At 70.3% G+C, this 20797-nt stretch carries 19 protein-coding genes; 10 read left to right on the top strand and 9 right to left on the bottom strand.

The window, feature by feature from the left end:
• Nucleotides 1–29: 29 nt before the first annotated feature.
• Nucleotides 30–866 (top strand): L,D-transpeptidase family protein, encoded by an 837-nt coding sequence (locus DFO65_RS11335; RefSeq protein ID WP_113904549.1) that lies wholly within the window; start codon nucleotides 30–32, stop codon nucleotides 864–866.
• Nucleotides 867–1415 (top strand): hypothetical protein, encoded by a 549-nt coding sequence (locus DFO65_RS11330; protein ID WP_113904548.1) that lies wholly within the window; start codon nucleotides 867–869, stop codon nucleotides 1413–1415. It abuts the gene before it with no gap.
• A gap of 22 nt (nucleotides 1416–1437) precedes the next feature.
• Here the strand turns inward: DFO65_RS11330 and DFO65_RS11325 are convergent, their stop codons facing one another.
• Together DFO65_RS11325 and DFO65_RS11320 are read right to left on the bottom strand one after the other, a co-directional pair.
• Nucleotides 1438–2094, bottom strand: a complete 657-nt coding sequence (locus DFO65_RS11325; RefSeq protein WP_113904547.1) for an NAD(P)-dependent oxidoreductase — start codon at nucleotides 2092–2094, stop codon at nucleotides 1438–1440.
• Nucleotides 2095–2111: 17 nt separating this feature from the next.
• A complete protein-coding gene (locus DFO65_RS11320; protein WP_113904546.1) occupies nucleotides 2112–3794 on the bottom strand; it encodes an N-acetylmuramoyl-L-alanine amidase in 1683 nt (560 codons plus the stop codon).
• Nucleotides 3795–4049: 255 nt separating this feature from the next.
• Between DFO65_RS11320 and DFO65_RS11315 the strand changes: the two genes are divergently transcribed.
• On the top strand, nucleotides 4050–6743 hold the full coding sequence (locus tag DFO65_RS11315; protein WP_113904545.1) for a penicillin acylase family protein: 2694 nt from the start codon (nucleotides 4050–4052) through the stop codon (nucleotides 6741–6743).
• Between the two features lies 1 nt (nucleotide 6744).
• Here the strand turns inward: DFO65_RS11315 and DFO65_RS11310 are convergent, their stop codons facing one another.
• Complete coding sequence (locus DFO65_RS11310) at nucleotides 6745–7944, bottom strand: alpha/beta hydrolase family protein (RefSeq protein ID WP_113904544.1); 1200 nt, start codon at nucleotides 7942–7944, stop codon at nucleotides 6745–6747.
• A 141-nt stretch (nucleotides 7945–8085) separates the two neighbouring features.
• On the opposite strand from DFO65_RS11310, the gene msrB reads away from it, so the two are divergent.
• The gene (gene msrB / locus DFO65_RS11305) at nucleotides 8086–8487 is read left to right on the top strand and encodes a peptide-methionine (R)-S-oxide reductase MsrB (RefSeq protein WP_113904543.1); all 402 of its coding nucleotides are present in this window, start codon (nucleotides 8086–8088) and stop codon (nucleotides 8485–8487) included.
• Complete coding sequence (locus DFO65_RS11300; protein WP_113904542.1) at nucleotides 8484–9071, top strand: GNAT family N-acetyltransferase; 588 nt, start codon at nucleotides 8484–8486, stop codon at nucleotides 9069–9071. Before msrB ends, DFO65_RS11300 begins: the two co-directional genes overlap by 4 nt.
• Here the strand turns inward: DFO65_RS11300 and DFO65_RS11295 are convergent.
• Nucleotides 8979–9533: a MarR family winged helix-turn-helix transcriptional regulator gene (locus DFO65_RS11295; protein ID WP_113904541.1), complete on the bottom strand. Its 555-nt coding sequence runs from the start codon at nucleotides 9531–9533 to the stop codon at nucleotides 8979–8981. The two genes, DFO65_RS11300 and DFO65_RS11295, sit on opposite strands and share 93 nt — an antisense overlap.
• 118 nt (nucleotides 9534–9651) lie before the next feature.
• On the opposite strand from DFO65_RS11295, the gene DFO65_RS11290 reads away from it, so the two are divergent.
• Entirely contained in the window at nucleotides 9652–9870 is a 219-nt protein-coding gene (locus DFO65_RS11290; protein ID WP_113904540.1) for a hypothetical protein, read from the top strand.
• Nucleotide 9871: 1 nt separating this feature from the next.
• Here DFO65_RS11290 and hemQ read toward each other — a convergent pair whose 3' ends face one another.
• From hemQ to hemE, 3 genes are read right to left on the bottom strand one after another with little or no spacing between them, the layout of a single operon-like run.
• Nucleotides 9872–10582 (bottom strand): hydrogen peroxide-dependent heme synthase, encoded by a 711-nt coding sequence (gene hemQ / locus DFO65_RS11285; RefSeq protein ID WP_113904539.1) that lies wholly within the window; start codon nucleotides 10580–10582, stop codon nucleotides 9872–9874.
• Nucleotides 10579–11982, bottom strand: coding sequence for a protoporphyrinogen oxidase (hemG, locus tag DFO65_RS11280; protein WP_245940654.1), 1404 nt, complete (start codon nucleotides 11980–11982; stop codon nucleotides 10579–10581). Before hemG ends, hemQ begins: the two co-directional genes overlap by 4 nt.
• Nucleotides 11982–13028 (bottom strand): uroporphyrinogen decarboxylase, encoded by a 1047-nt coding sequence (gene hemE / locus DFO65_RS11275; protein WP_113904665.1) that lies wholly within the window; start codon nucleotides 13026–13028, stop codon nucleotides 11982–11984. The genes hemG and hemE overlap by 1 nt, the downstream gene beginning before the upstream one ends.
• A 156-nt stretch (nucleotides 13029–13184) precedes the next feature.
• Between hemE and DFO65_RS11270 the strand changes: the two genes are divergently transcribed.
• Nucleotides 13185–13799, top strand: coding sequence for a DUF3000 domain-containing protein (locus DFO65_RS11270; RefSeq protein WP_113904538.1), 615 nt, complete (start codon nucleotides 13185–13187; stop codon nucleotides 13797–13799).
• Nucleotides 13796–14980, top strand: a complete 1185-nt coding sequence (locus DFO65_RS11265; RefSeq protein WP_113904537.1) for an HRDC domain-containing protein — start codon at nucleotides 13796–13798, stop codon at nucleotides 14978–14980. Before DFO65_RS11270 ends, DFO65_RS11265 begins: the two co-directional genes overlap by 4 nt.
• 114 nt (nucleotides 14981–15094) lie before the next feature.
• On the opposite strand, the gene dxs is transcribed toward DFO65_RS11265, so the two are convergent.
• On the bottom strand, nucleotides 15095–17029 hold the full coding sequence (gene dxs / locus DFO65_RS11260; protein ID WP_113904536.1) for a 1-deoxy-D-xylulose-5-phosphate synthase: 1935 nt from the start codon (nucleotides 17027–17029) through the stop codon (nucleotides 15095–15097).
• Nucleotides 17030–17133: 104 nt separating this feature from the next.
• On the opposite strand from dxs, the gene DFO65_RS17200 reads away from it, so the two are divergent.
• On the top strand, nucleotides 17134–17418 hold the full coding sequence (locus DFO65_RS17200) for a hypothetical protein (RefSeq protein ID WP_220151291.1): 285 nt from the start codon (nucleotides 17134–17136) through the stop codon (nucleotides 17416–17418).
• A 121-nt stretch (nucleotides 17419–17539) separates the two neighbouring features.
• Here DFO65_RS17200 and acnA read toward each other — a convergent pair whose 3' ends face one another.
• Nucleotides 17540–20224 (bottom strand): aconitate hydratase AcnA, encoded by a 2685-nt coding sequence (gene acnA / locus DFO65_RS11250; protein ID WP_113904535.1) that lies wholly within the window; start codon nucleotides 20222–20224, stop codon nucleotides 17540–17542.
• A gap of 343 nt (nucleotides 20225–20567) precedes the next feature.
• On the opposite strand from acnA, the gene DFO65_RS11245 reads away from it, so the two are divergent.
• Nucleotides 20568–20789: a hypothetical protein gene (locus DFO65_RS11245; RefSeq protein ID WP_113904534.1), complete on the top strand. Its 222-nt coding sequence runs from the start codon at nucleotides 20568–20570 to the stop codon at nucleotides 20787–20789.
• The last annotated feature ends 8 nt before the right edge of the window (nucleotides 20790–20797 follow it).

The following is a 20797-nucleotide window of genomic DNA, read 5'->3' as shown; positions in this document are numbered from 1 at the left end:
GTTCTCAAGGTTCATGAGAGGATGACCTCATGTTCAGCCGTGGAACGTGGTCCGGATCGGGCCTGGTCGCCGCCCTGGTGATCGTGACCTCGACTGCGTGCGGTGCTCCGGACGGGCGCAGCGACGCCGATTCCGTCGACAGCGGGGACCTTGCCATGACCGTTGCCGCTCCCGCCCAGCAGCCGACGATGGGCGACATCGCCGCCCCCGCGCAGAGCACACCGTCACAGGACGGACGTCGGCCCGCGGCGGCCGAGTCGGCATCCTCCACGCCCCATTCGACCCCGGTGCCGGTCCTGGGTCCCGAGATGAATGCGGAGATCCCGGCGGAGACCTCCCAGGTGCTCGTGGCCAGCTCCCCCGCCGTCGACTCCCAGACCGGCACGCTCACGGTCTACCGCTTCGAGGACGGAGCGTGGAGGAAGCTCAAGGCCTTCGACACCCACAACGGCACCAACGGCTGGCTCAGGGACCGGCGGGAGGGCGACCGCACGTCGCCGATCGGCGTCTTCACCCTCAGCGATGCGGGCGGGCATCGGAAGGACCCGGGCACCGAGCTGCCCTACACGCAGGAGCCGGGGCTCTCGAACTCCGCGGCCGCCGCCTACGGCGACGAGTACAGCCGGGTCTTCGACTACGTCATCGCGATCGACTACAACCGCCTGCCGGGCACGCCTCCGACCGACCGCACCAGGCCCCTGGGGTGGGACCGGGGCGGCGGCATCTGGCTCCACCTCGACCACGACTCCGGGACCAACGGCTGTGTGACCCTCGCCGAGGAGGACATCGTGTGGCTCCTGCGCACCCTCGACCCCGCGGCGCATCCGCGCATCGCGATGGGTCCCGTCGCCGAGCTGGAGAAGTAGATGCGCGCGCTGCTCATCTCCCTCGTCCAGTCGATCAACGGCTCCTACGCTCAGGACGACTGGTCGACTGGAGTCTCGACCGCTGCCGATTTCGCCTACTTCCGGAGCCTGCGCCGACAGGCCGGGGCGATCGTCATCGACCGTCGGACCGCGCTCAATCCCAGGCTTCCCGTCATCAATGCTCCCGGGAAGGCCCTGGAGGACACTCCCGTCCACGTCCTCACCGGATCCGACCCCTCGGCCCTGGCCGACGAGCTCGCGACCCGCGGCCTCGACTACCGGGCCCATCACTTCACCCCCGACACCGTCGCCGAGGTGATCGCCGGCCTCGAGAGCCGCAGCGAGACGATCCTCTGCGAGTCCGGGCCCAACCTCGCCTACCGGCTGCTCGACGCCTACCCGAACGCCGAGCTGCATCTGAGCCTCAGCCCGCTCTACATCCGGAACCCGGGCAGCCACTTCTCCCGGCTCGAGGCCGACATCCCCCTGGTCCTGCAGTCGGTCGACAGCCGCGACGGTCAGGTGTTCCTCCGCTACCGTCGGGCCTGAGCCGCCGCCGGGCCTGAGCCGCTCAGAAGGCGTGGATCGACGTCAGCGTCTGGTGTGCCGTGGGCTCGCGGAGGATGTGCTCGGCCGCCGAGGCGACCGCCGAGACGCTCACGGTCTCGACGCCGCCGGTGAGGTCGTTGCGCTCATCGCCGGCGACCGGGGCGAGGATCTTCAGCTCCCGGAAGTGCACGCTCTCGGATTCCGCTGCGGCGACGCGGATGAGCATCTCCTGCGCCGCTCCGAACACGCTGATCGCCCCCGAGCCCACGCAGGCCTCGATGCTCGCGACCCCGTTGAGCGCGACGTGGGTGAGCCGACGCCGTGCCCCGTCCTGCCCGCGGTCCTGCGCGAGCGCGGTCGAGACCTGGCAGGCGGCGAAGTGGGAGCGCAGATGGGAGTCGCAGTCGGCGTCGAAGGCGCCGAGGCCGCGCTCGAGCATCGGCCCGTCGACGTACCAGCCTCCGAGGGCGGCGATGACGGCGTCGACCTGCCGAGGCTCGCCCACCGCCTCGGCGACGGCTTCCGGTCGCTCGACCCAGTCGGGGACGACGACCGGCGAGTACGGCACTGCCGACTCCGGCTCCGTGCGGACGAGACCCCGGATGCGGTGGTCGGCGGCCAGGGTCTCGGCCAGGAGACCGCCGACGTGCCCGGAGGCACCGATGATGAGGATGTCCATGATGTGCGGTCCCCGCCCTAGCGGTAGTGGACCTTCACTCCTTCCGACGGGGTGTAGGTCATGTGGCCGTGCTCGAAGTTCTGCCGGGTCCTGCCTGCCGAGGAGAACTCGCCGCTGGTGGGCAGGCCGAGACGGCTGCGCTCCCAGCCGAGCGCCTTCCAGCGGCTGAGCATCCCGTGGCTGAGCGGCTGCCCCTTCGTCGCGCTCGAGTAGGTGATCATGCCGTGCTGGAAGTTCTGGTAGACCGCGTCCGAGCGGTGCCTGAATCGGATCTCGTCGCTGCTCGGGAAGCCGAGGACGCCCTTCTCGTAGCGGATGGCCGCATAGGCGCTTCTGATCCCTCCGGTGTTGAGGTGCGCACCGGTCGACCGCGACCAGTAGACCGTTCCGTTCGCGAAGTGCTGGTAGGCCCCGGCGGGGTTCGTCAGGGACTTCTCCGTCGCGACAGGCGGGCCGGTCGTGTCGCTGTGATCCCGGTAGTAGGCGCCGATGGCACCGCCGGTGGCGATCCCTCCGCCCACCGATGACTGGAGGGCCTTCGCACCGGTCCTGATGCCGTCCAGCCGGGAGTAGAAGGACGCCCCGGGGCATTCCGTGTAGCTCGTGTCACGATGACCCGAGACGGTCTTCAGGGTCACCGACCGGCCCTCGGGGTACCGGCTCGTCGATCCGCCCCCGGAGGTCAGCGTCATCGTGCCCGTGGGCGAGAAGCCGTACTGGTTGGCCTTCCACGCGATCACGCGCTTCACCGAGCTCTGCGCGGCCTCGCTGGGCGCCGTGGACCCGTACGTGCCGAGGACGCTGATGCCGATCGTCGAGGAGTTGAACCCGGAGGCGTGGGCTCCGGTGATCGCCCGGTCGATGCTTCCGGCGCGGCCTTCGTAGATCACCCCGTACTTGTCGACGAGGAAGTTGTAGCCGAGGTCGCACCAGCCCCGCGATTCGGTGTGGTAGCTGAGGTAGCCGCGGATGATCGCGGGAGCCTGGGATCTCGAATAGGAGTTCGATCCGGCGGTGTGGTGGAGGAACACGCCCTTGGCCCCGGAGGTCGAATCGGGTTCGCAGCGCACGAGCGATTCGTCTGCTCCCCATTCCCTGCGGGTGACGATGTTCGCCTTGAGGCCGTCGTGGTGGATCTGCGCCTCCACACCGTCGCCGGCCCGGTCGCCGGATCCCTGTTCTCCCGAGGGGTTCGGTGCGGCGTCGTCGGCGATCTTCTCGTCGTCGTCGGTCACCGGGGTCGTCACCGTCCTGATCGTGATGTCGGTCGATCCGGCGTGCCGCCTCGCGGACCTCACCTCGACCTCGGAGGCGTCGACGACAGGTACGGCCTCGGTGAGCCCGTCGGTGGTCCCCGACTGGGTGCGGGCCTGCCGGGCCTCCGCTGACTGCTCGTCCGGGCCGCCCTCGTCCCCGACCGGCAGCGGCTGCCAGTCCGACCAGCCGTCGCCGGTGCGGATCCTCATCTCGACCCCGGGGTCCGCCCCGTCCCAGGAGGCGCCGACGAGCGTCACCTCCGATTCGTCGACGTCGAGGGCGGTGACGTCCGAGGAGGTTGCCCGGTGCTCCTTCACCGTCGTCGGCACGTCGGTCTGCTCGACCTCCTCCGCCCCCACCGGAGCGGAGAGGAGCGTCACCGTCAGCACTGCGGCCAGCATGGATGCCGTCGTCGGGACCATCAGCTTCTTCGCCACCGTCATCGGTCCGGGTTCCTCTCGGTTCGCCTCAGCGGCACTGGCGCCGCCCGCACGGGTCGCGTCGTTCACGCGCCTACCGACGGCGACCCCGATTCGCTGGCACCGACGCTAGCACAATGGACCCTGCCCACGGCCCGACCACGCGGGACGAGTGGGGATGCGAGTGCTCGCGCGACTTCCCCCCTCCCGATGCCGGCGGCGAACGGGAGCAGCGCTGATAGTCTGGAGCCGAGGTGACCGACCGGTCGAAGGGGACTCATGGTGGCTGCCGACTCGACGAGCAGACTCCTCACCGCCGTGCGCCCCGGGCACCGGGCGACGAGCGGAGTGAGCCGCGCGGTTCTCCTACGCATCCTCGCCCTCGTCCTCGTCCTCATCACCGCGCTCACCCTCCTCGGAGTCCACATGATCCGCCGGTCGTTCCCGGTCACGAGCGGGGAACTCGTGATTCCCGGGCTCGAGGCACCGGTCACCGTCATCCGCGACTCCTCCGGCGTCCCCGCGATCGAGGCGCGCACCGCCCACGACCTCTTCCTCGCCCAGGGCTTCGTCCATGCCCAGGACCGGTTCTGGGAGATGGACTTCCGCCGGCATGTCACCGCCGGTCGACTCTCGGAGCTCTTCGGGGAGTCGCAGGTCCCCACGGACGCGTTCATCCGCACCCTCGGCTGGCGGGAGGTCGCCGAGGCGGAGGTCGCCGCCCTCGACGACACGACCGCCGGCTACTATCGCGCCTATGCCGAGGGGGTCAACGCCTACCTCGCGGACAGATCCCCCACCGAGGTGTCCCTCGAGTACGGGATCGTCGGCCTGCAGAGCGGGGAGATCGAGATCGAGCCATGGACCCCGGCCGACAGCGTCTCGTGGCTCAAGGCCATGGCCTGGGACCTGCGGTCGAACCTCGAGGACGAGATCGACCGGGCGATCCTCTCGACGACCCTCGACGAGGAGCAGATCGCCGACCTCCACCCCGACTACCCCTACGCGGACCGTCCCACGATCATCGGCGACACGGCGACGACGGGCAGCGGGCATCGGGACGAGGCCCGCGCCGGCGGCACGGTCGGAACCGGTGGGACGGCGGAACCGCGCACGGCAGGGGCCGCACCCTCCGGCACGGAACCGCCCGCGGCAGAGGACGCGACTTCCGCCTCGGCGGGGGCACGTCCGGACTTCCCCGATTCCACTGTCGCCGACCTCGCGGAGCTGAGATCGACGCTGCGCTCCCTGCCCGTCCTGCTCGGGATGAGCGGCAGGGACATCGGCTCGAACTCGTGGGTCGTCTCCGGCGAGCACACCGCCAGCGGCGCCCCGCTGCTCGCCAACGACCCGCACCTGTCCCCCGCCATGCCCTCGGTGTGGCACCAGGTGGGACTGCGCTGCGCGGAGGTCGGGCCCGACTGTCCGTTCGACGTCACCGGCTTCTCGTTCTCCGGACTGCCGGGCGTCGTCATCGGCCACAACCAGGAGATCGCCTGGGGACTGACCAACCTCGGCCCCGACGTCGCCGACCTCGTCGTCGAGAAGGTCCGCGGCACCGAGGTGGTCCACGACTCCGGGTCCCAGCCCCTGCGCGAGCGCCGGGAGACGATCGAGGTCGCGAACGGGCGGCCGCGGGAGATCACGATCCGCTCGACGAGGCACGGGCCGGTCGTCTCCGACCTCGACGGGACCTACCGCGAACTGCTCGAGGCGTCCCCCGGCGCCGGGTCCCCCTCCGACGAGGAACGCCATGTGCTCGCCCTCGAATGGACGGCACTGCAGCCGGGGACCACGGCCCGGGCGGTGTTCGCGATCAACCAGGCGACGGACTGGGACGAGTTCCGCGCCGCGGCCGCACTCTTCGACGTCCCCGCGCAGAACCTCCTCTACGCCGACCGCGCGGGCCGCATCGGCTACCAGGCCCCGGGGCGGATCCCGCGCCGAGGCGAGGGCGACGGAACGCTCCCCCGAGCCGGGTGGCGATCGGCCGAGGACTGGCAGGGCTACCACGACTTCGCGGACCTGCCGAGCGAGTTCGATCCCGACCGCGGGTGGATCGTCACGGCGAACAACCCGGTCGTCGCCCCCGGCACGGCGGTCGAGCTCGGCCGGGACTTCGACGCCGGCGACCGCGCGGCCCGCATCACCGCGCTCCTCTCACCGCTCGTCGCCGAGGGGTCGATCACCGCCGAGGACTTCGCCGCGGTCCAGTCCGACACCGCCAACCCGCTGGCCGGCACCCTGCTGCCGCACCTGCTTGACCTCGATGCGCCAGGCGACGATCGCGTCGCCAGAGCCCAGGAGCTGCTGCGCTCATGGGACGGCCACGACGACGCAGACAGCGCCGCGGCCGCGTACTTCAACATCGTCGCCTCGACCCTGCTCACCGAGGTGTTCGCCCCGAAGCTGCCCGCGGCGACACCGCCGGCGGGCGGATCCCGGTGGCACCTCGTCATCGGCAACCTCCTCGAGGAGCCGGAGTCCGAGTGGTGGAGGGACGAGGAGGTCGACGACCGGGACGAGGCGCTCACCCGCGCGCTCGCCTCGGCGTGGACGCGGGCCGAGGAGCTCCTCGGACCGGAGCCGGTGACGTGGCGTTGGGGCAGCCTCCACGCGCTGACGATCCGCAACGCCAGCCTCGGCGAATCCGGGGTCGCGGTCGTCGAGACGCTCGTCAACCGCGGTCCCTACGAGGTCTTCGGGGGCTCGGGCGTCGTCAACGCCACCGGGTGGGACGCCTCGATCGGCTTCGAGACGAACTGGGTGCCCTCGATGCGTCAGATCATCGACCTCGGGGACTTCGACTCGTCCCGGTGGATCAACCTCACCGGCGCCTCGGGCCATGCCTTCCACGAGCACTACGCCGACCAGGTCGAGGACTGGGCGGCGGGCCGGACCCGGCCCTGGGCGTACTCTCGCCAGGCGATCCGCGAGTCGGCCGTCGACACCCTGATCCTCACGCCGGCGTGAGTCAGTCCTTGGGCAGGATCTTCGCCTCGAGGAAGTTGGCGACGTCGTCCTCCCACCGCACGGGGTCGACATTCCATTCCTTCGTGTGCCGGGCCTTGTCGTACTCGGGCATGACGACGAGGTCGCGGCGGACCGAGGCCAGGGCGTGCGACGGCGTGGACGGGACGAACTCGTCGTCGTCGGAGTGGATGAGCAGCACCGGCACGTCGAGCTCGGCGGCCCTCGTCACCCAGTCCATCCGGGCGAGGTCCACGGGCGTCTGCAGGCCGGTGATCGGCCTCGCCCACGGCTGGGTGATCATCTCGAGGGTCAGCCGCGCGATCGGCGTCGGCAGCATGTTCTCCTTCGCCTGCCGGTCGAGCACGTTGACCCAGTCGACGACGGGTCCGTCGAGGACGAGGGCCGAGACGTGGTCCCGGTTGCGACCGCGGGAGGCCGACTGCAGGGCGATCGCCCCGCCCATCGACCAGCCGAAGAGGACGACGTCCGTCGCCCCGTGGCGCAGGGCGTGGTCGATCGCGACGTCGACGTCGATCCATTCGGTGTCGCCGAGGCCGTAGCGCGAGCTCTGCTCCACCCGCACCTCGGCGTCGTTGCGGTAGGACATGGCGATCGCCGGCACGCCCAGCCTGTTGAGGATCGGGGCCGCCCGCAGACCCTCGGCGCGGGTGCTCGCCCGGCCGTGGATGAGGATCGCCCAGGTGCTGCGCGGCTCGGGGTGGTCGGTGGGCAGGAACCAGGCGGGCAGACGTCCGACGTCGGAGACGAGCTCGATGTCCTCGTAGGGGACATCGGCGGCGACCGGTTCGGGGTAGACGGTGCCGGTCCAGCGACCCTTGGTCGCGCGTCGGATGTCGCCGCGGGTGACCGAGAGGATCTCCCGGGAGACGGTGCGGGACTTCGGATCGTACTCGACGATGTCGCCGATCACCGCGTGGCCCGACCCCTGGTTGAAGTACAGTCCGTACGTTCCCGGGACCGTCGTCTCCTCATCGGCGGGCAGGTGGATGTGCATGTTCGGGGGGAATCCGTCGATGTGGAGGATGTCGAGGATGTCCGGCGAGTTCTCGGGGACGACGATCTTGCGGGCGAAGTACGCGGCAAGTCCCGAGGACGCCACCGAGATCACGGCGCCGAGCCCAGCACCGACGCCCACCGAAGCCAGAAGCAGGCGAGTCGGGAATGTAGAGTCGCGAACCATGAATAACCTCCTGACCTCATTGTCGCCCACGGAATGAGGACAGGCCAATCGCTGTTGAGACGGTGGGTGCGCCCGCCGCCGCCCGACAGGGGCACATGGGACAATGGGACGACGATCGAACACCGACCCCGGGAGGTTGCGATGACGAAGGACGAGACGGAGCTGCACTGGCAGGAGGTGCTCAGCCCCGAGGAGTACGCGGTGCTGCGCCAGGGCGGCACCGAGCGCCCGTTCACCGGCGAGTACGTCGACACCACGGCGGCGGGCATGTACCAGTGCCGCGCCTGCGGCGCCGACCTCTTCCCCTCCGACACGAAGTTCGAGTCGCACTGCGGCTGGCCGTCGTTCTACGCCCCCCTCGCCGAGGACCGGGTCCGCTACATCCGCGACACCTCGATGGGCATGGAGCGCATCGAGGTGAGGTGCGCGAACTGCGATTCGCACATGGGCCACGTGTTCGAGGGAGAGGGCTACGACACTCCCACGGATCAGCGCTACTGCATTAACTCGATCTCGCTCAAGCTGGCCGAAGGGCAGGAGTGAACGAGCCGGCACTCGTGCTCAAGCCCTTCGCCGCGCTCACGGGCGAGGAGCTCTACGGGATCCTCCAGCTGCGGTCGCGCGTCTTCGTCGTCGAGCAGGACTGCCTGTTCCTCGACCAGGACGGGGTCGACACCCTGCCGGGCACGCTCCACGCCTTCTACCCTGCCCCGGCACAGTCGATGACGGACACCCACGGCGCCGAGGTGGGAGTCAGCCTCGAGCCCCTCGCCTGCGCCCGCGTGCTCCCGCCCGGATTTCCCGACGGCCCGGCGTTCGAGCCCGGCGCCCGGAGCATCGGGCGAGTCGCGACCCACCCCGCGGTCCGCGGCGCCGGCTGGGGGCGCAGGATCATCGCCGATCTCGTCGCCGCGCACGGCGACGGGCTGCTCACCCTCAACGCCCAGACCCACCTCGAGGACTTCTACCGGTCCTTCGGCTTCTCCCCCAACGGCCCGAGGTTCACCGAGGACGGGATCGAGCACACCCCGATGTCACGCCCCGCGGGAGGCCGGCTCACCGACGGCGCCGGGCTCACCGACACCGGGGTCACCGGCGCCGGCACGGTCCCCGGAGCCGGCCGCTGAGGCCCGCCGGATCGTGGTCGACTCCGCGGCGTCGACCGCGGCGATGAGCTCGGTCATCGTCGCATGCAGCGACCGCAGTCCGGCCTCGTCCATGCCGAGCTTGGCCATCATCGTTCCCGGGATCGACTCGGCGCTCGACCGCAGATCCCTGCCCGCCGCCGTCAGGGACACCTCGACGATCCTCTCGTCCTGCCTGCTCCGCTCCCGGCTCACATAGCCGAGGGTCTCGAGGCGCTTGATGAGAGGCGACACGGTCGCCGGTTCGAGACGCAGCATCTCGGCGACCCTCTTCACCGGCAGCGTCTCGTGCTGCCACAGGGCGAGCATGACGAGGTACTGCGGGTGGGTCAGCCGCAGCGGCTCGAGCACGGAGCGGTACGCGGCGATCACGCTCCGCGATGCCACCGCGAGCGCGAAGCAGATCTGGCTCTCCAGGGCCAGGGGGTCCTCGGTGGTCGACATGGGAGCCGTCCTCTCGATTGATGAGTGCACTAATGATCAGGGTACTCTGGAGGAGTACTCTCGTTCACCCGCATCCCGGCTCCGCGCCGGCACCGGGCCTCTGTCGAATGGACCGCTCATGACTGACAGCTCCGATCCCCAGCGTCGCGTCGCCTGGCTCAACCGCTTCTTCCGGAAGATCGTCGGACCCGCCCAGGTCGACCACACCCGCCCCGGCGGCTACCACGAGAACGAGCACCTGCGCCACGAGCGGCTCGCCGCGATGGGCCTCGAGATGCGCACGGACGCCGCGGGCCACTCCTACGTCGTCAAGAAGGAGCGGCCCGCGGCGGACTGACTCAGCGCCAGGCGGAGACGATGTCGACGAGCTCCTTGCGCGGTCCCGTGTAGAACGGCACCTCCTCGCGCACGTGCAGCCTGGCCTCGGTGTTGCGCAGGTCCCGCATGAGATCGACGATCCGGTGGAGTTCGGCCGCTTCGAAGGCGAGCAGCCACTCGTAGTCACCGAGGGCGAACGAGGCGATCGTGTTGGCCTTGACGTCCTTGTAGCCAGCGGCGGCCATCCCGTGGTCGCGCAGCATCGTCGAGCGCTCGGCCGGATCGAGGAGATACCAGTCGTAGGAGCGGACGAACGGGTAGACGCACACGTAGTCGCCGGGTTCGTCGTCGGTGAGCAGCGCCGGCAGGTGCGCCTTGTTGAATTCGGCGGGCCGGTGGAGGCCGACGACCGACCACACGGGTTCGAGGATCGCGCCGAGCAGGGTGCGCCGCACGGCCGAGTACGCGGCCTGGACGAGTTCGACGGTCGGGGCGTGCCACCAGAACATGATGTCGGCATCGGCGCGCAGGGCGGACACGTCGTAGACGCCGCGGACGACGAGGCCCTGTTCGCGCAGCGGCGCCAGGGCGGAGTCCACCTCGGCGGCGAGTCCGGCCCGGTCGCTGTCGCCGAGCTCTCCGGCGGCGGCGAACACCGAGTAGGCGATGTAGCGGGTCTCGGCGTTCGCCTGCGCGATCTGCTCGTCGGTGGGGTGTGCGTAGTCGCTCATTCCTTCTCCTTCTTCTCGTGGTCGTTGCTCGGGTGGGCCAGGAGCCGTCGGACGACGGTCTCGGCCCGGTCGATGCAGGCGGGGATGCCCACGCCGGTGCAGGCCGATCCGGCCAGCTCGAGGCCCGGGACACTGCGGAGCTCGGCATCGATGTCGGCCATCGTCGTCAGGTGCCCGGGCAGGTACTGCGGCAGGGCCCGGTCCCAACGGCGGACCTCGGCGGTGATGAGCCGGTCGTCTCGGCCGGTGATCGCCTGCCAGTCGCCGAACGCCCGGTCGACGAGCTCGGCGTCGGGCAGGTCCCGCCAGTCCCGCGGATCCTCGCCGAAGCGGCCGATGCTCATCCTCACCACCGCCTGTCCGGGGGCCAGGCGGTCGGCGACCCAGGGCCATTTGCTCGACACGTGGGTCGCGGCCTTGATGAAGCTCGGCTCGGTCGCGGGCACGAGGATCCCGGAGCCCTCGAGTCGCCGGTTCCCGGTCTCGATGAGGGCGAGGACCAGGGCGGTCGAGGCGTAGGGGATGCCCGCGAGCCTCCGCGCGACTCCGGGGGCCGCCTCGGCGAGGAGGTCCGTCGCCACATGGGCGGGGGTGGCGACGACGACGGCGTCGACCGTGAGGTCGAGGCCGGGTGCCCGCACGGCCCAGGATCCGTCGAAGGCGCGGAGGGACTCGACGGGGGCGCCGAGGCGGATCGTGCCTCCGGCGGCCCGGATCCGGTCCGCGAGCGCGGGGACGAGCCGCGAGATCCCGCCCACCGTGGTCATGAACACCGGCTGCGGCGGTCCGGCCGCCGCGTCGCGGGCGGCGACGAGCGAGCGGACGAGGTCGAGCACCGAGGTGCCCGCTCGGGCGGCCAGCAGGAGCGCGGGCACCGTCGCGGCCAGGGACAGATCCCGGCAGCGTCCCGCGTACACCCCGCCGAGCAGCGGGTCGACGAGGGTGTCGACGAGATCGTCGCCGAGGCGCGCGGCGAGGAAGCCGCCGAGGGAGACGTCGTCGGCGATCGGCGGGGTCAGGACCTCCGCGGCGACCCGCTCGGCCCCCACCGCGCCGAGGAGGTCGGTGAGGTCGGCGGGCGCGGCGGGCACGCCCATCACCGTGCGCCTGGGGATCGTGTGGAGACGGCCTCGCGCGAGGATCTGCGAGGAGTGGGCCGTCGACGGGAACTCGGGCGGCAGGCCCAGCTCCGCGGCGAGCTCGCGGGTCTCCCTGCGCCGGTGGAGGCTCGCCTCGGCGCCGACGTCGAGGCCGGCGGGGAAGGCTCCGCCGAGGTCCGTCGACCGCAGGCAGCCGCCGAGGCGCTCGCTCGCCTCGACGAGGGTCACCTCGTGGTGCGGGGCGAGCCGGTGAGCCGCGACGAGGCCGGAGACTCCCCCGCCGATGACCGCGACGCGCATCAGACGCGGGAGGCGAGGATCTCGGCCGACACCCGGTGGACCTCGTCGACGATGCGTCCGGGCACCTCGGGGTCGGTGTCGGGCAGGACCCCGTGGCCGAGGTTGAAGACGAAGCCTCCCTCGTGCTCGAGGCCCTCGCGCACGATCGCCGCGATCCGCGGGGCCAGGGCCTCCCACGGGGCGAAGAGCAGGGCGGGGTCGAGGTTGCCCTGCAGCGCCTGACCGGGCCGCACCCGCGTCGAGGCGTCCGCGAGGCCGACCCGGAAGTCGACTCCCATCGCGGTGGACCCGGCCCGGGACATCGCGCCGAGCAGCTCCCCGGTCTGGACGCCGAAGTGGATGCTCGGCACGTCGTGTCCGGCGAGGGTTGCGAAGACGGCGCTCGAGTGCTCGAGCACATGGTCCTCGTAGTCGCGCCGGGAGAGGTAGCCGGCCCAGGAGTCGAAGAGCTGGAACGCCTGGGCGCCGGCGCCCAGCTGGACGTCGATGAAGGTCGCGGAGATCCGTGCGAGCTTGGCCAGCAGCGCCGAGAAGGTCTCGGGCTCGGCGATCATCAGCGACTTCGTCTTCTCGTGGTTCCGGCTCGGTCCCCCTTCGATGAGGTAGCTGGCCAGGGTGAAGGGGGCGCCGGCGAACCCGATGAGGGGGGTCCGGTCGCCGAGCTCGGCCCTGATGCGGCCGATGGATTCGGCGATGTCGGGAATCTGCTCGGGGTCGAGCTCGGGGAGGGCGTCGACGTCGGCGCGGCTGCGGATCGGCTCGGCGATGACCGGGCCCTTCCCGGCCACGATCTCCACGTCGACGCCGGCCGCCTGCAGGGGCACGACGATGTCGGAGAAGAAGATCGCCGCGTCGACTCCGTGCCGGCGCACCGGCTGGCACGTGATCTCGGTGACGAGTTCGGGGTCGCGGCAGGCGGCGAGCATCGAGGTTCCCGCGCGCAGCGCCCGGTACTCGGGAAGGGAACGTCCGGCCTGGCGCATGAACCAGACCGGAGTGTGGTCGATCGGCTCCGCACGCAGGGCGGGCAGCAAGGTGGAGGTCATGGTCCCCATCTTCCCATCCCGCCCGACCGCGCGCCCACCGGAGGGTGTTTTCAAGATGCGGCGTCTTGACTCCCGCCCGGTCCCCGGCGACATTTCCCTCACCGGCCACGGCGTGGATGATTCCGCTGCCCTGCCGCCTCATCTATCGTGGCGAGTGTGGTCAACACCTCACCTCTCAATCGGATTCCGGCGGAGTTCTCCGCCGTCACCTCGGTGCTGCGCGCCGCCCGGAACACGGACAACGTGTCGATCTCCGAGATCCCGGCGCCGGCGAAGCTGGCCCCCTACTCCTACGCCCTCGGGGCCGAGGTCCGTGCGGATGAGACGTTCATGCGCGCCAGCGGCGAGACCATCGAGGAGCTCGCCACCGGGCGCATCGTCGTCCTCTACGACCCCGACTCCCCCGCCGAGTGGGAGGGGCCGTTCCGGGTCGTGTCCTACATCCGGGCCGAGCTCGAGCACGAGCTGGGCAATGAGGCCATGCTCGGGCATGTCGCCTGGACCTGGCTCGAGGACGCCCTCGAGTCCAACGGCTGCGAGGTCGTCGCCGCCGGCGGGACCACGACGCGGGTGCTGTCCGAGAGCTTCGGGACGCTTGCGACCCGTCCGGCCACGATAGACTTGGAGCTGCGCGCTTCCTGGACCCCGGTGATCGCGGAGCCGGAACTGATCGGCGATCACTTCGAGGCGTGGATCGACCTGCTGTGCACGGTCGCCGGACTGCCCCCACTGCCTGAAGGAGTTTCAGCCCTGCCCGGGCGACGTCGATGACCGAAGAACCACCGCTGCTGACATCCCCGGCCGAAGGGACGCCGCCAGTCGTCGCCACCGCGAGCGAGTTCGCCCGCGCCGTCGAGCGCCTGGCGGCCGGATCCGGCCCCATCGCCATCGACGCCGAACGCGCCTCGGGCATCCGCTACGGCCAGCGCGCCTTCCTCGTCCAGGTCCGCCGCGCCTCGGCGGGCACGTTCCTCTTCGACTCCGAGGCGCTGGGCACCCTCGCGGACCTCAACGGAGCCTTCGGCGACGACGAATGGGTCATCCACTCGGCGACCCAGGACCTGCCGTGCCTGCAGGAGCGCGGCATGCGCCCGGCGGCCCTCTTCGACACCGAGCTCGCCGCCCGGCTGCTCGGGTGGGAGAAGTTCGGTCTGGCCGCGGTGGCCGAGCGGGCGCTCGGGGTGCGCCTGGCGAAGGAGCATTCGGCCGTCGACTGGTCGGTGCGTCCGCTTCCCGAGGACTGGCTCGACTACGCGGCCCTCGACGTCGAGGTCCTGCTGCCGATGCGCGCCGTCCTCAAGCAGGAGCTCATCGACTCCGGCAAGTGGGAGTACGCCCGCCAGGAGTTCGAGCACCTGCTCTCCTTCGCGCCGAAGCACCACGCGGAGCCGTGGAGGCGGACGCAGGGCCTGTCGAAGCTCAAGTCCCGCAAGGACATCGCGAAGGTCCGCGAGCTCTGGCGGGCGCGCGACTCGATGGCCTCGGAATCCGACATCGCGCCCTCGCGCATCCTCCGCGACCGGGAGCTCATCGCGCTGTCGCTGTCGCGGGTGCGCTCGAGCGACGACATCCTCTCGCTGTGGCCGAAGCTCTCCCGGGCCGAGTCCGCCCGACTCTTCCGCGCCTACCGGAAGGCCGCGCGACTGACCACGGAGGAGCTGCCTCGGCGTCAGGAGGCCTCCGACGGGCTGCGGTCCCCGCTGAGCCGCACGGACATCCGGGAGCGCACGGCCGCGCTCAAGGCCGCGATCGCCGTGCGGGCCGAGGACATGGAGATCCCGCACGATGTGCTCCTGCAGCCGGCCGCCGTCAAGGCGCTGGCGGCCAGGCCGGGCGTCGACGTTCCCGGGTTCCTCGCCGACCACGGTGCGCGCGCCTGGCAGATCGAACTCTGCGCCCCGGTCCTCGAGAGGGCGCTGGAGTCGCTGCCGGAGGACTCGGCCGAGGGCTGAGCAGGCACAGGGCTCACTCGAGCGATGGACCCGTCAGGGCCGGGAGGCCGATCCACCCCTAGCGAGGCACGGTCGGTTCCCGCCGGCGTGGTCCGTCGGGCGGAACCGGCGGTGTCAGACGGCCGTGCGCGACTGCGCCCGGGAGCGCAGGTCGGCGGGCAGCATGTGGACGATCTCCTCGACCATCGTCGCGACGTCGAGTCCGGCGTACTCGAGGATCTCGTCACGGGTGCCCTGGGGCAGGAACTCGTCGGGTGAGCCGAGCTCGACGACGCCGATGCGCGAATCGGCCGCGCGCAGATCCCCCCTGATCTGGGAGCCGATCCCGCCGATCTTCACGCCGTCCTCGATGACGGCGACGAGGCTGTGCTCGCGGGCCGTGTCGATGACGCTGCCTGGCACCGGCAGGACCCACCTGGGGTCGACGATCGTCGCCGAGATCGACAGCTCGGCGAGGCGGTCGGCGACGTCCTGGGCGCGGGCGGCGAGCGGTCCGACGGAGACGATGAGGACGTCCCGGGACGCGCCGGCGGGCACCTCCCGGAGGACGTCGACCCCGTCGGCGAGACGGCGGACGGCGGGGATGTCGGCGCCGACGCTGCCCCGCGGGAACCGGATGACGGTCGGGGCGTCGGAGATCGCGACGGCCTCCCGCAGCTCCTCGGTCAGCCGGGCCCCGTCCCGTGGGGCCGCGAGCTTGAGCCCGGGGACGATCCGCAGCATCGCGATGTCCCAGATGCCGTGGTGGCTGGCCCCGTCGGGCCCGGTGATCCCGGCCCGGTCGAGGACGAAGGTCACACCCTGACCGTGGAGGGCGACGTCCATGAGGATCTGGTCGAAGGCCCGGTTGAGGAATGTCGCGTAGATGCACACGACCGGGTGGAGTCCGCCGTAGGACAGTCCCGCCGCCGAGGCGACGGCGTGCTGCTCGGCGATGCCGACGTCGAAGACGCGCTCGGGGTACGCCTCGGCGAACTTCTGCAGACCCACCGGCAGCAGCATGGCGGCGGTGACCGCGACGATGTCGTCACGGGTCGTGGCGATGTCGAGGATCTCGTCGCCGAACACCGAGGTCCACGACGTCTGCTTCGACGGCGTCGACCGTCCGGTGACGGGGTCGATGACGCCCACCGAGTGGAATTGGTCGGCGTCGTCGTTGACGGCGGGGTCGTAGCCCTGGCCCTTCTGGGTGATCATGTGCACGATGATCGGCCCGCCGTCGTAGTGCCTGGCCCGCTGCAGGGCCTTCTCGACGGCGGTCAGGTCGTGCCCGTCGACGGGGCCCAGGTACTTGATGCCGAGCTCGTCGAACATGCCCGTCTGCTCGGCGCTGACCATGTCCTTGAGTCCGCGCTTGACGCCGTGGATCGCGCTGTACGCGGCCCGCCCGGGGGCGCCGGACTGCTTCAGCGTGCTCTTGCCCCACGACAGCAGCTTCTCGTAGCCGGAGGTGGTGCGCAGTTCGTCGAGGTGGTCGGCGAATCCGCCGACCGTGGGGGCATAGGAGCGACCGTTGTCGTTGACGACGATGATGAGCTTGCGCGGCGGGGTCGACTTGTCGGCGGCGATCGTGTTGAGCGCCTCCCAGGCCATTCCCCCGGTCAGCGCGCCGTCGCCGATGACCGCGACGACGTGGCGGTCGGTCTCTCCCCGCAGCTGGTGGGCCTTGGCGATCCCATCGGCCCAGGACAGGGACGCCGAGGCGTGGGAGTTCTCGATGACGTCGTGCTCGCTCTCCTCCCGGCTGGGGTAGCCGGACAGGCCGTCGCGCTGGCGCAGGGTCGCGAAGTCGGCGATGCGGCCGGTGAGGAGCTTGTGGACGTAGGTCTGGTGGCCGACGTCGAAGAGCAGGGTGTCGCGCGGGGAGTCGAAGACCCGGTGCAGTCCCATCGTCAGTTCGACGACGCCGAGGTTGGGGCCGAGGTGCCCGCCGGTGCCCGCGACCGTCGTGATGAGGTAGTCGCGGATCTCCTTGGCGAGGACCTCGCATTCGGCCGCGTCCAGCCCGCGCAGCTCGGAGGGCGAGCTGATCGACTCTAGGAATGTCATTCGGCCTCGCTCCTGAACACGCGATGAACAATTGGTGCTGCGATTTCCACTCGGACCATCTTAGCGCGTCGCCTCCGGCCCGGCGTCCTCCGCGCGGGCCCCGAGTGAGGCATCACACCCGCAGCGCGGCAGGCAGCGCACCGGCTGTGCGGCAGGCAGCGCACAGGCGTCGCACGCTCATCTGGACTCCTGACGCCAGTCGCGCCCTGGCCGCCCTCGGCAACGCTCCCGATGCCTATGGGCAGGCCTGGCATCTGCCCGTCGACGACAGCCACCGGGAGCTCGTCGCCATGGCCGCCGAGCGGCCGCGCTCCGAATCCCCTCGAGCTGAGGTGAACCGGTGCCCGCGGTCTCGCCGCGACGGACACGAACCGACCGTCGTCGGATGACGAGCACGCGCCCCGTCAGGCCGAAGCCTGACGGGGCGCGTGGGTGGGACTCTGGTCACGGCGGCGTGTCGGCAGCCGGACCTCCCCGATCCCGTCGAGCGGGTCCGTCGAGCGGGTCCGCTCAGGCGGTCGCGAGCTGGCGCAGCACGTACTGCAGGATGCCGCCGTTGCGGTAGTAGTCGGCCTCTCCCGGGGTGTCGATGCGCACCACGGCGTCGAAGTCGACGCTCGTGCCGTCGTCCTTCTTCGCCTCGACCCTGACGGTCTTCGGCACGGCGCCCTCGTTGAGTTCGGTGACACCGGAGATCGCGAAGGTCTCGGTGCCGTCGAGTCCGAGCGAATCGGCGGATTCGCCGACCGGGAACTGCAGCGGGAGGACCCCCATGCCGATGAGGTTCGAGCGGTGGATGCGCTCGAAGCTCTCGGCGATGACCGCGCGCACTCCGAGCAGCTTCGTGCCCTTCGCCGCCCAGTCGCGCGAGGATCCCGAGCCGTACTCCTTGCCGCCGAGGACGACGAGCGGGATGCCCGCCTCCTGGTAGTTGACGGAGGCGTCGTAGATCGTCGTCTGCGGGCCGTCGGGCTGGGTGAAGTCACGGGTGAAGCCGCCCTGCACGCCGTCGAGCAGCTGGTTCTGCAGACGGATGTTGGCGAAGGTGCCGCGGATCATCACCTCGTGGTTGCCGCGACGCGACCCGTAGGAGTTGAAGTCCTTGCGCTCGACCCCGTGCTCGATGAGGTACCGGCCGGCGGGGGTGTCGGCCTTGAAGGAGCCGGCGGGCGAGATGTGGTCGGTCGTCACCGAATCGCCGAGCTTCGCGAGGACGCGTGCGCCCTCGATGTCGGTGACCGGCTCGATGTCGAGGCCCATGCCCTCGAAGAAGGTCGGCTTGCGCACGTAGGTCGACTCGTCGTCCCACTCGAAGATCGAGCCCTCCGGGGTGGGCAGCGACTGCCAGCGTTCGTCGCCGTCGAAGATCCGTCCGTACTCGGTGTCGAACATGTCGGTCGAGATCGAGGAGGCGATGACCGATTCGACCTCTTCCGGCGAGGGCCAGAGATCCTTGAGGTAGACGTCGACCCCGTCGGAGTCCTTGCCCAGGGGCTGGTTGTCGAAGTCGAAGTCCATCGTGCCGGCGAGGGCATAGGCGATGACCAGCGGAGGCGACGCGAGGTAGTTCATCTTCACGTCGGGGCTGATGCGGCCTTCGAAGTTGCGGTTGCCGGAGAGGACCGCGGTGACCGAGAGGTCGTTCTCCTGGATGGCCTCGGAGATCTCGGGATCGAGCGGACCGGAGTTGCCGATGCAGGTCGTGCAGCCGTAGCCGACGACGAAGAAGTTGAGCGCCTCGAGGTCCTCGATGAGCCCGGCCTTCTCGTAGTAGTCGGTGACGACCTTCGATCCCGGTGCGATCGAGGTCTTGACCCAGGGCTTGGAGTTGAGTCCCCGCTCCCGGGCCTTACGGGCCAGGAGGCCTGCGGCCATCATCACCGAGGGGTTCGAGGTGTTCGTGCACGAGGTGATCGAGGCGATCGCCACGGCGCCGTTGGTCAGCTCGAACTCCTGTCCGTCGCCGGCGGCCACGGTCGCGGACTTGCCCTCCTCGCCGGCGGCGGCGTAGTTGTGGATGTCCTTGGCGAACTGGCTCTTGGCGTCGGTGAGCTCGATGCGGTCCTGGGGGCGCTTGGGTCCCGAGATCGAGGGCACGACGGTCGACAGGTCGAGTTCGAGGTACTCGGAGTACACGACCTCCTTGCTCGGGTCGTGCCACAGGCCCTGGGTCTTCGCGTAGTCCTCGACGAGCTGGATCTGCTCCGCCGAGCGGCCGGTCAGCTTGAGGTAGTCGATGGTGACGTCGTCGATGGGGAAGATCGCGGCCGTCGAGCCGAACTCGGGGCTCATGTTGCCGATCGTCGCGCGGTTGGCCAACGGCACCGAGGCGACGCCCTGGCCGTAGAACTCGACGAACTTGCCGACCACGCCGTGCTGGCGGAGCATGTCGGTGATCGTGAGGACGACATCGGTCGCGGTCACTCCGGCGGGGATGTCGCCGGTGAGCTTGAAGCCGACCACGCGCGGGATGAGCATCGAGACGGGCTGGCCGAGCATCGCCGCCTCGGCCTCGATGCCGCCGACGCCCCAGCCGAGGACGCCGAGGCCGTTGACCATCGTCGTGTGGGAGTCGGTGCCGACGAGGGTGTCGGGGTAGGCGCGGAGAACGCCGTCGACCTCGCGCTGCATGACCACGCGCGCCAGGTACTCGATGTTGACCTGGTGGACGATGCCCATGCCCGGGGGCACGACCTTGAAGTCGTCGAACGCGGTCTGTCCCCAGCGCAGGAACTGGTAGCGCTCACGGTTGCGCTGGTACTCAATGTCCATGTTCCGCTCGATCGAGTCGGAGCTGCCGAAGGAGTCGATCTGGACGGAGTGGTCGATGACGAGTTCGGCGGGAGCCAGGGGGTTGACCTTGTTCGGGTCGCCGCCGAGCTCGGCGACCTTCTCGCGCATCGTCGCGAGGTCGACGATGCAGGGCACGCCGGTGAAGTCCTGCATGACGACGCGGGCCGGGGTGAACTGGATCTCGGTGTTCGGCTCCGCACTCGGGTCCCAGCCGCCGAGGGCCTTGATGTGCTCCGAGGTGATATTGGCGCCGTCCTCGGTGCGCAGCAGGTTCTCGAGCAGCACCTTGAGGCTGAACGGCAGCTTCTCGGAACCCTCGACCGCGTCGAGGTGATAGATCTCATAATCCTGAGCGCCCACGGTCAGAGTGCTCTTCGACTTGAACGTATCGACGTTGCTCATCGTGATTCTCCTGTTTCATCCGATACCCGGAACCGGTCCTGCCGATGCGCCGCGCACCGATTTACGCGACACAATTGTTTCCAAAAGTATCTTGACATCAAGATAAATTCTATCGCATTCGGCCCGTCTTGACCACCGTCGCGAGAACCCCGCGAGCCGGTCGCGCGTCCCCGTGATCGCGCCCGCGCGGACCGCGGCCCCGCGTCACGCGAGTCCACGGCCTCGGGTTTTCCCGAACCGGGTCTCCGGTCACCTCCAGCGCCTCGCTCGAGCGTCGGCTCCTAGTCTGGAACCCCGGCAGCGCGGTCTCGTCCCCGCTGCAGTCCCCTCGTCAGGAGTTCGCATGGACCCGTTCACGTTCGGCGCCGGCTTCGGATTCGGCGCCCTCCTCGTCGGCACGATCTTCTCCGTCGTCTGCCACTCGATCGCGAAGAGCCGGGGCCGCTCCCCCGGCTGGTGGGCCCTCTGGGGGTTCCTCATGACGCTCATCGCGATGATCGTCCTCCTCATGCTCCCCGCCCGGTCGCCGCAGCCCGCCCGAGACGGACTCCCGGCCGGCGGCTGAGACGGGTG

This window comes from Brevibacterium sanguinis (assembly GCF_003315415.1).
GTDB classification, from domain to species: domain Bacteria; phylum Actinomycetota; class Actinomycetes; order Actinomycetales; family Brevibacteriaceae; genus Brevibacterium; species Brevibacterium celere_A.
The sequence above is the reverse complement of the archived record's forward strand: the minus strand, read 5'-3'. Positions and strand labels throughout refer to the sequence as shown.

What these genes read in the sequence shown, in the direction of transcription:
- DFO65_RS11335 (WP_113904549.1), top strand. Translation starts at nt 30, where the DNA reads ATGTTCAGCCGTGGAACGTGGTCCGGATCGGGCCTGGTCGCCGCCCTG.
- DFO65_RS11330 (WP_113904548.1), top strand. Translation starts at nt 867, where the DNA reads ATGCGCGCGCTGCTCATCTCCCTCGTCCAGTCGATCAACGGCTCCTAC.
- DFO65_RS11325 (WP_113904547.1), bottom strand. Translation starts at nt 2,094, where the DNA reads ATGGACATCCTCATCATCGGTGCCTCCGGGCACGTCGGCGGTCTCCTG.
- DFO65_RS11320 (WP_113904546.1), bottom strand. Translation starts at nt 3,794, where the DNA reads ATGACGGTGGCGAAGAAGCTGATGGTCCCGACGACGGCATCCATGCTG.
- DFO65_RS11315 (WP_113904545.1), top strand. Translation starts at nt 4,050, where the DNA reads ATGGTGGCTGCCGACTCGACGAGCAGACTCCTCACCGCCGTGCGCCCC.
- DFO65_RS11310 (WP_113904544.1), bottom strand. Translation starts at nt 7,944, where the DNA reads ATGGTTCGCGACTCTACATTCCCGACTCGCCTGCTTCTGGCTTCGGTG.
- msrB (WP_113904543.1), top strand. Translation starts at nt 8,086, where the DNA reads ATGACGAAGGACGAGACGGAGCTGCACTGGCAGGAGGTGCTCAGCCCC.
- DFO65_RS11295 (WP_113904541.1), bottom strand. Translation starts at nt 9,533, where the DNA reads ATGTCGACCACCGAGGACCCCCTGGCCCTGGAGAGCCAGATCTGCTTC.
- DFO65_RS11290 (WP_113904540.1), top strand. Translation starts at nt 9,652, where the DNA reads ATGACTGACAGCTCCGATCCCCAGCGTCGCGTCGCCTGGCTCAACCGC.
- hemQ (WP_113904539.1), bottom strand. Translation starts at nt 10,582, where the DNA reads ATGAGCGACTACGCACACCCCACCGACGAGCAGATCGCGCAGGCGAAC.
- hemG (WP_245940654.1), bottom strand. Translation starts at nt 11,982, where the DNA reads ATGCGCGTCGCGGTCATCGGCGGGGGAGTCTCCGGCCTCGTCGCGGCT.
- hemE (WP_113904665.1), bottom strand. Translation starts at nt 13,028, where the DNA reads ATGACCTCCACCTTGCTGCCCGCCCTGCGTGCGGAGCCGATCGACCAC.
- DFO65_RS11265 (WP_113904537.1), top strand. Translation starts at nt 13,796, where the DNA reads ATGACCGAAGAACCACCGCTGCTGACATCCCCGGCCGAAGGGACGCCG.
- dxs (WP_113904536.1), bottom strand. Translation starts at nt 17,029, where the DNA reads ATGACATTCCTAGAGTCGATCAGCTCGCCCTCCGAGCTGCGCGGGCTG.
- acnA (WP_113904535.1), bottom strand. Translation starts at nt 20,224, where the DNA reads ATGAGCAACGTCGATACGTTCAAGTCGAAGAGCACTCTGACCGTGGGC.
- DFO65_RS11245 (WP_113904534.1), top strand. Translation starts at nt 20,568, where the DNA reads ATGGACCCGTTCACGTTCGGCGCCGGCTTCGGATTCGGCGCCCTCCTC.